The following is a 1,028-nucleotide window of genomic DNA, read 5'->3' on the forward strand; positions in this document are numbered from 1 at the left end:
AGTTTGAGTACCTGCCATCGGCGCGGTGCCAACACGACGACGGCGGCTGAGTAGAGAACCGGTGGCCAGATCCTGCCCAACGGCATGGGCTGTTCCCCCTGGAAGGGAAAGAGCCAGGTCGTCACGGCAACGACCGCGATGGGGGGCATCAGCAGAACAATCGCCTGGGACCAGTCGCGCCGTAGCAGGCTGGCGGCGCTGACAACCACCAGAAAGAGTCCGGCGACAGGGCTCGCCATGGTGGCGAGCGTTGCGCAGCCACCCACGAGCCATGCCGTCCGCGTGGAAACGCCAGCAGGACTGGTGGCCGGAGGGCGTCCCGGACCGGCGCCAGCGCCATACAGCGCCAGACAGGCCGCAAGCCCGAACGCTGCCCCGAGGGCGAAGGTTGTCCGCCCTGAGGCGACGTTGCACCACAGGGCGAACGCAGCAGCCAGAGCGGGCCACAGTGGCCGTCGGATCCCGGCCCGAACGCAGAGTTCGGCGGCGAGCCAGGTAGCCGCGAGCCCAGAGGCCGCTGTGACGGTACGAACTCCGAACCAGTCCATCAGATAGGGCGACATCAGGCTGTAGTTCGCGGTGTGCAGCCCGCCGTACCAGGACAGGTTGTACACCGTCCCGGGGTGCTGATCCACGAATCCTGCCCACGCCACCTGCGCCGCGAGGTCCCCGCCGCCCGTCGCCAGGACCGTCCACCACACCGCATACAGCGGCAGTACGAGGAGGGTGACGAACAGCGGTACGCGGTGACGCCGGTGCCATGGCCCGGCGACGGTTAAGGCGGCCTCCGGGCCTCCGTGGGCTCGCGTGGACAGCTCAGCTTGGGTCACGGGCGCCGCTTCCGTGGATAGTCGTGCAGGACAGGGGCAAGGCACCAGTCTGCTGGATCATCGCCGCACCAGAAATGCGAGTTCACGCCCCGCACTCGAACCACACCGTCTTGCCGACGGTCCCTTGCTCCACGCCCCACGTGTCCGCCACCGCTGCCAGAAGAGCCAACCCCCGTCCACCCTCCGAGAGTTCGTCCG

The 1,028-nt window shown here is 68.3% G+C and carries 1 pseudogene; it reads right to left on the reverse strand.

Annotated elements, in window-relative coordinates:
* A pseudogene (locus tag ACZ5CR_RS47450) lies at nucleotides 1-830 on the reverse strand (hypothetical protein); the annotation flags it as partial.
* Nucleotides 831-1,028: the final 198 nt, after the last annotated feature.

The organism is Streptomyces sp. NPDC031274 (genome assembly GCF_055570235.1).